The sequence below is a fragment of the Streptomyces sp. NPDC059900 genome, from assembly GCF_050270335.1.
Lineage (GTDB): Bacteria > Actinomycetota > Actinomycetes > Streptomycetales > Streptomycetaceae > Streptomyces.
On record NZ_JBNNJZ010000546.1, the window covers coordinates 1 to 5,359 of the forward strand.

Below are 5,359 nucleotides of genomic sequence, written 5' to 3' on the forward strand. Positions count from 1 at the left end.
GCCCCGCCCCGCAGCTCTACCCGCCCGTCCCATACCTGACCGAAACACCCGCCCCCACCCCGCTCGCATTACCCATCCGCTCCACACCTGACCGAAGCACCCTCCCGCCCGCTCCGTCACTGCGGGGCAAACGGGCGGGTGGGTGGGAAAGCTTGTTCGGTGCTGTTCAGGTCGTGGAGGGTGGGGTGAGGGGGTCGCCCCTCGGGGGCGGGGGACGCGGTACGGTCGGTGGGTTGGGTACTGAGGGCGGGGGTCAACCGGGCCGCTCCGGAGGGGACTTCGTGGGGATCGAGAGCGATCAGCTCGTCTACGACTATCTGAGCCGCGTCGGAGACCTGGCCCAGCAGCAACAGCTGCCGTCAGGCACCCGCATGCGCCTGGTCTCCGGCCTGCGCAGCGAGATCGACCGGACCAGAGCCAAGACCGCGGCCGAAAGCCCCGCCGCCATACGCCGCATCCTCGACCGCCTCGGCACCCCAGAGGATCTTGTCGAAGCCGCCGGTGGTGGTGATGGCAGCGGCAGCGGCAGGAGCAGCAGTGCCGGTACCGTGCCGGAGCCCCCTGCGCCCAAGGAACGGCGGCTGCGTCGTGTCGTTCCGCGGCCCCGTCCCGCCGCCCCGGAACCGGAGCTCCCCGAAGAGGACCCCGGCCCCGCCCCGCCGCACCTCGCTGGCACGGACGAGCTCGGTGACAGCGGATCCGAGCCCGACTGGTGGCGGACGGACAGCAGTCCCTTCGGCCTCGGCGACAGCGTGCCCGGCTTCACCGGCGGCGTGGAAATCCCGGAACTCCTCAAGCCCCCGCCCAAGAAGCGCCCCGTAGAGCCCGTGGATGAGGAAGAGGACGAGGACGAGGAAGAGGAGGAGGGAGAAGGGGAGGAGCAGGTTGAGGCTCCGCGGCGGCGGCGCCTCCGCATTGCTCGGCCCGCAGCCCTCGCGCCCCGCTTCACCAACCCCCTCCTCCTGCTCGCCGCAGCGCTCCTCACCGTCGGCGCCATCCTCGGCAACTGGCTCGCCCTCGGCGGCGGTTGGCTGCTGGCGTACGCCTCGCGAAGGCTCAGCCGTGCCGAGGCGAAGTGGGCCGTCATCGGGCTGCCCGGCCTCTCCGTGGCGGCCGGGATCACCTGGCTGTGGGGCAGGAGCGAACGCCGCTGGGGCGACCCCATCGTCGAAGGCCATATGAGCGACGCCATGGCCGAGACCTGGCCCTGGGTCGTACGCGGCGCAGCCATCGCCTCCGCCCTCTACCTCCTGTGGAGATCCCAGCGGCGGTCGTAACGGCTACTTCGTCAGCGCCGTCCGCATCTCGTCCAGGATCTTGTTCGCCGCCGTGTAGCCGATTCCCTGGATCCACAGCTCGTCGTCGACCGGGTGGACGTCGCCCGACTTCACCGCGCCCATGTTCTTCCACAGGCCGCTGCCGATGGTCTGCGTCTGCTTGGACTTCTTCGGATCGCCGTACGTGGCACGGAAGATGACATCCGCGTCGGCCAAGTCGATCTTCTCGGGCGACACGTCGTACGAGAAGCCGTCCTTGGCCTTGGCCGCGATCGCGGGGCGGCCCAGGCCCACGTCCTTGAGGAGCGTGGCGATGTACGTCTTCTCGCCGTAGATGCGGATGTCCGCGCCCTCCACGAAGCGGACGACGTTGACCTTCGTCGACTTGGCCTTCTCCGGGCCGCCGACGGCGTCGGTGACCTTCCCGGCGTGGGAGTCGTAGGCGGAGACGATCTTCTTTGCCTCGGCCTGCTTGCCCAGCGCCGCCGCGTGGACCCGGAAGTTCGCCTTCCAGGGATAGCCCGTGTTCTCCGTCATCACCGTCGGCGCGATCTGGCTGAGCTGGTCGTACTTCGCCGCATGCCGGATCTTGCTGGTGAGGATGACGTCCGGCTTGAGGGCCGCGATGGCCTCCATGTTCGGGTTCAGCATCTCGCCGACGTCCTCGATGCCGCTGACCTCGTCCTTCGGCAGGTAGGCGGGGAAGCCCGACGACGCCTCGACGTGCGTGGCGCCGACCGGCTTCACGCCGAGGGTGATCGCGGAGTCCAGCTCGGCCGTGTCGAGGACGACGACCCGCTCGGGGGAGACGGGAACCTTCACCTCGCCCATGGCGGTCTTCACGACGTGCGTCCTGCCCGGGCCCGAACCCGCGGCATCAGTACCGGAGTCCGACGAGCCGCAGCCGCCGAGCGCGAGCGCGCCGCCGAGGGCGAGTGCCCCGGCGGCGAGGGTGGTGCGGCGACGGCGGCGGGGGGAGTCGGTCCTTGCGGGCGAGGAGTTCGCGGTGGTCATGGCTTGGGGGCCACCTTTCGGTCGGACGGGGGGTGCGGGCGCGGCTCCGCGGCCCACGGAGCCCCCGGGACGACCAGGGGCGACCCCGTCACCGGGTCCGGTACCACCACACACTCCAGACCGAACACCTCGCGGACGAGTTCCTCGGTGACGACATCGGCCGGCGCGCCCTCGGCGACGATCCGGCCCTGCTTCATGGCGACGAGATGGTCGGCGTAACGGGCCGCCTGGTTGAGGTCGTGCAGCACGACGACCACCGTCCTGCCGCGCTCGCCTTCGCCCGTCCCGGCGGCCAGCTGGCGCACCAGGTCGAGGACTTCGACCTGGTGCGAGATGTCGAGATACGTCGTCGGCTCGTCCAGGAGCAGGATGTCCGTCTCCTGGGCGATGGCCATCGCGATCCACACCCGCTGGCGCTGACCGCCCGAGAGCTCGTCCACGGACCGTTCGGCGAGCGCGGTGACGTCGGTACGTTCCATCGCCTCCGTCACGGCCCGCTCGTCCTCGTCGGACCACTGCTGCCACCAGTGCTGATGCGGCTGGCGCCCGCGCGCGACGAGGTCGGCGACGGTGATCGCCTCCGGCGCGACCGGTGTCTGCGGGAGCAGCCCGATCTGCTGGGCGATCTTCTTGGTGGGGAGTTTGGTGAGCGCGTCGCCGTCGAGCAGGACCGCGCCGCCCTTCGGCTTGAGCAGCCTGCCGAGCGCGCGCAGAGTCGTCGATTTCCCGCAGGCGTTGGGGCCGACGATGACCGTGACCTTGCCGTCGGGCACCGCGAGGTCGAGCCCGTGGACGACCTCGCGGTCCTCGTAGGCGAGGGTCAGCTCGCGGGCGCTGAGGCGGGCGGCGGTCACGAGGTGCCTCCATTGCTGACGGAACGACCGCGGCGGGCGCCGTGGCTTCTGATGATCAGCCAGATCAGGTACGGGGCTCCGACGGCCGCCGTGAGAACGCCGACCGGCAGCTCGGTCGGCGAGAAGAGCCGCCGGGCCAGCAGATCGGCGACGACCATGATCAGCGCGCCGAGGAGCGCCGAGCAGAGCAGCGGGATCTGTGCGGTCCGGGTCATCCTGCGGGCGATCTGCGGGGCGAGCAGCGCCACGAAGTCGACGGGCCCCGCGGCGCCGGTCGCCACGGAGGCGAGGACGACGCCGAGCAGCACGAGCCCGAGGCGTACGCGCCCCAACCGCACCCCGAGCGCGGTCGCCGTGTCGTCGTCCATGGTCACCGAGCGCTGGGCGCGGGCGGCCCAGAGCACGAACGGCAGCAGGACGAGCAGCGTCAGGGCGAGCGGCCGGGCCTCGGTCCAGCCGCGGCCGTTGAGCGAGCCCGTCATCCAGATCTGCGCCTGCTGGGCGACGAGGTAGTCGCCCTTGGTCATGAACAGCGTGGTCACGGACCGCAGGGCGATCGCGAAGCCGATCCCGATGAGCACGAAGCGGGTGGCGTGCAGGCCGCCGCGCCAGGCGAACACGTACACGAGAGCGGCGGCGGCGACACCGCCGAGGACCGAGAGGTAGGGCAGGACGGTCGCTGACGTGACCCCGAGGGTCATCGCACCCACCGTCAGGGCGCTCGCTCCCTGACTGATGCCGATGATGTCGGGGCTGGCCAGGGGGTTGCGGGCGACGGTCTGGATGAGCCCGCCCGCGACTCCGAAGGCGGCGCCGACGAGGAGGCCTACCACCATGCGGGGTTCGCGCAGCGTTCCCACGACCAGTGTGTCGGGCGACGGTTGCCCCGTCAGGACCTTCAGGACCTCCCCCGGCGGCACGAAGGACTCGCCCACGCAGAGGTATGCGAGGCAGCTTGCCGCGAGGAGCAGGGTGAGGCCTACGGCGACCAAGGCCGTGCGCCGGTGCAGCAAGAAGGCGGCACGGCGAACCCGAAGCACGGTGTACCCGGCCGGCTTGATGCGGCGAGTCGGGTGGGTGGGTGGGAGAGATCCGCCGCGAAGCGGCGGTTCAGAGGCGACGGACATCAGGCAGCAACCGCCTTCCGCCGCACCAGCGTCACCAGGAACGGAACCCCGATGAGCGCGGTCATCACCCCGGCAGGTACCTCGCTCGGGGGGAAGACGACGCGCCCCACCGTGTCGGAGACGAGCAGCATGACGGGCCCGAGGACAGCGGCCATGGGAAGCACCCAGCGATGCCCGCTGCCCACGATCGCGCGAGCGATGTGCGGGACCGCGAGGCCGATGAACGCGATGGGACCGGCCGCCGCCACGCCCGCGCCGGTGAGCACGGTCGCCCCGAGCCCGCCGACGATCCGCACGGTCGCGACCTTCTGCCCGAGCCCCCTGGCGACGTCCTCGCCGAGGGCGAGCGCGTCGAGGCCGCGCGCCACGGAAAGCACAAGGACGAGGCCCACCAGCAGGAACGGCCAGATCTGCCCGACGATCTCCGCGTCGCGCCCGGAGAGCGAGCCCACCTGCCAGAAGCGGAACTCGTCCAGGGCGGAGGCCCTGGTGGTCAGGATCGCGGTGGTCACGGAGACCAGGAGCGCGTTGATCGCGGCGCCGCCCAGGGCGAGCTTGACGGGGGTCGCCCCGCCCCGGCCGCTGGCGGCGATCGCGTACACCGCGACGGACGCGATGCCCGCACCGGCGAAGGCGTACCAGACGTACCCGGTCAGGGTGTGCACCCCCGCGAACGCGATCGCCGCGACCACGCCCACCGAGGCGCCCTGGCTGACGCCGAGGATGCCGGGGTCGGCGATGGGGTTGCGGGTGATGCCCTGGAGGACCGTGCCGGCCAGGGCGAGCGCGGCGCCCACCATCAGGCCGATGACCGTGCGCGGCACCCGCATCTCGCGGACGACCTCGGCGGCGTCGCTGTGCCCGCCGTGCAGCAGGGCGTCGATGACGGCGGACGGCGCGATCGCGCGGGCGCCGACGGAGAGGCTGAGGAGGACCGCGAGCAGCAGGGCCACGACGGCCGCCGTCATCGCGACGGCGCGTCTGGCGGGCACACGCATCGGCTGAGCTCGTTTCGGAGAAATCGGCACGGCGTACCGCGGAAGCGGAGCCCGGAAGTAAGGCTTGGCTAAGCGGCTCAGTCTACGGG

General features: G+C 71.6%; 5 protein-coding genes. 1 reads left to right on the plus strand and 4 read right to left on the minus strand.

Annotated elements, in window-relative coordinates; genetic code table 11:
• Positions 1-281: 281 nt before the first annotated feature.
• Positions 282-1,277 (plus strand): hypothetical protein, encoded by a 996-nt coding sequence (locus tag ACQKIP_RS38630; protein ID WP_365860336.1) that lies wholly within the window; start codon positions 282-284, stop codon positions 1,275-1,277.
• A 3-nt stretch (positions 1,278-1,280) separates the two neighbouring features.
• Here ACQKIP_RS38630 and ACQKIP_RS38635 read toward each other — a convergent pair whose 3' ends face one another.
• From ACQKIP_RS38635 to ACQKIP_RS38650, 4 genes are all read right to left on the minus strand, one after another.
• The gene (locus ACQKIP_RS38635; protein ID WP_365860337.1) at positions 1,281-2,291 is read right to left on the minus strand and encodes an ABC transporter substrate-binding protein; all 1,011 of its coding nucleotides are present in this window, start codon (positions 2,289-2,291) and stop codon (positions 1,281-1,283) included.
• On the minus strand, positions 2,288-3,145 hold the full coding sequence (locus tag ACQKIP_RS38640; RefSeq protein WP_365860338.1) for an ABC transporter ATP-binding protein: 858 nt from the start codon (positions 3,143-3,145) through the stop codon (positions 2,288-2,290). The genes ACQKIP_RS38635 and ACQKIP_RS38640 overlap by 4 nt, the downstream gene beginning before the upstream one ends.
• The gene (locus tag ACQKIP_RS38645) at positions 3,142-4,206 is read right to left on the minus strand and encodes a FecCD family ABC transporter permease (protein ID WP_427745216.1); all 1,065 of its coding nucleotides are present in this window, start codon (positions 4,204-4,206) and stop codon (positions 3,142-3,144) included. The genes ACQKIP_RS38640 and ACQKIP_RS38645 overlap by 4 nt, the downstream gene beginning before the upstream one ends.
• 65 nt (positions 4,207-4,271) lie before the next feature.
• On the minus strand, positions 4,272-5,270 hold the full coding sequence (locus ACQKIP_RS38650; protein ID WP_365860340.1) for a FecCD family ABC transporter permease: 999 nt from the start codon (positions 5,268-5,270) through the stop codon (positions 4,272-4,274).
• Positions 5,271-5,359 lie beyond the last annotated feature (89 nt).

Bases quoted from the DNA above. Each gene is read 5' to 3' on its own strand.
- ACQKIP_RS38635 (WP_365860337.1), bottom strand. From the start codon at position 2,291: ATGACCACCGCGAACTCCTCGCCCGCAAGGACCGACTCCCCCCGCCGC.
- ACQKIP_RS38650 (WP_365860340.1), bottom strand. From the start codon at position 5,270: ATGCGTGTGCCCGCCAGACGCGCCGTCGCGATGACGGCGGCCGTCGTG.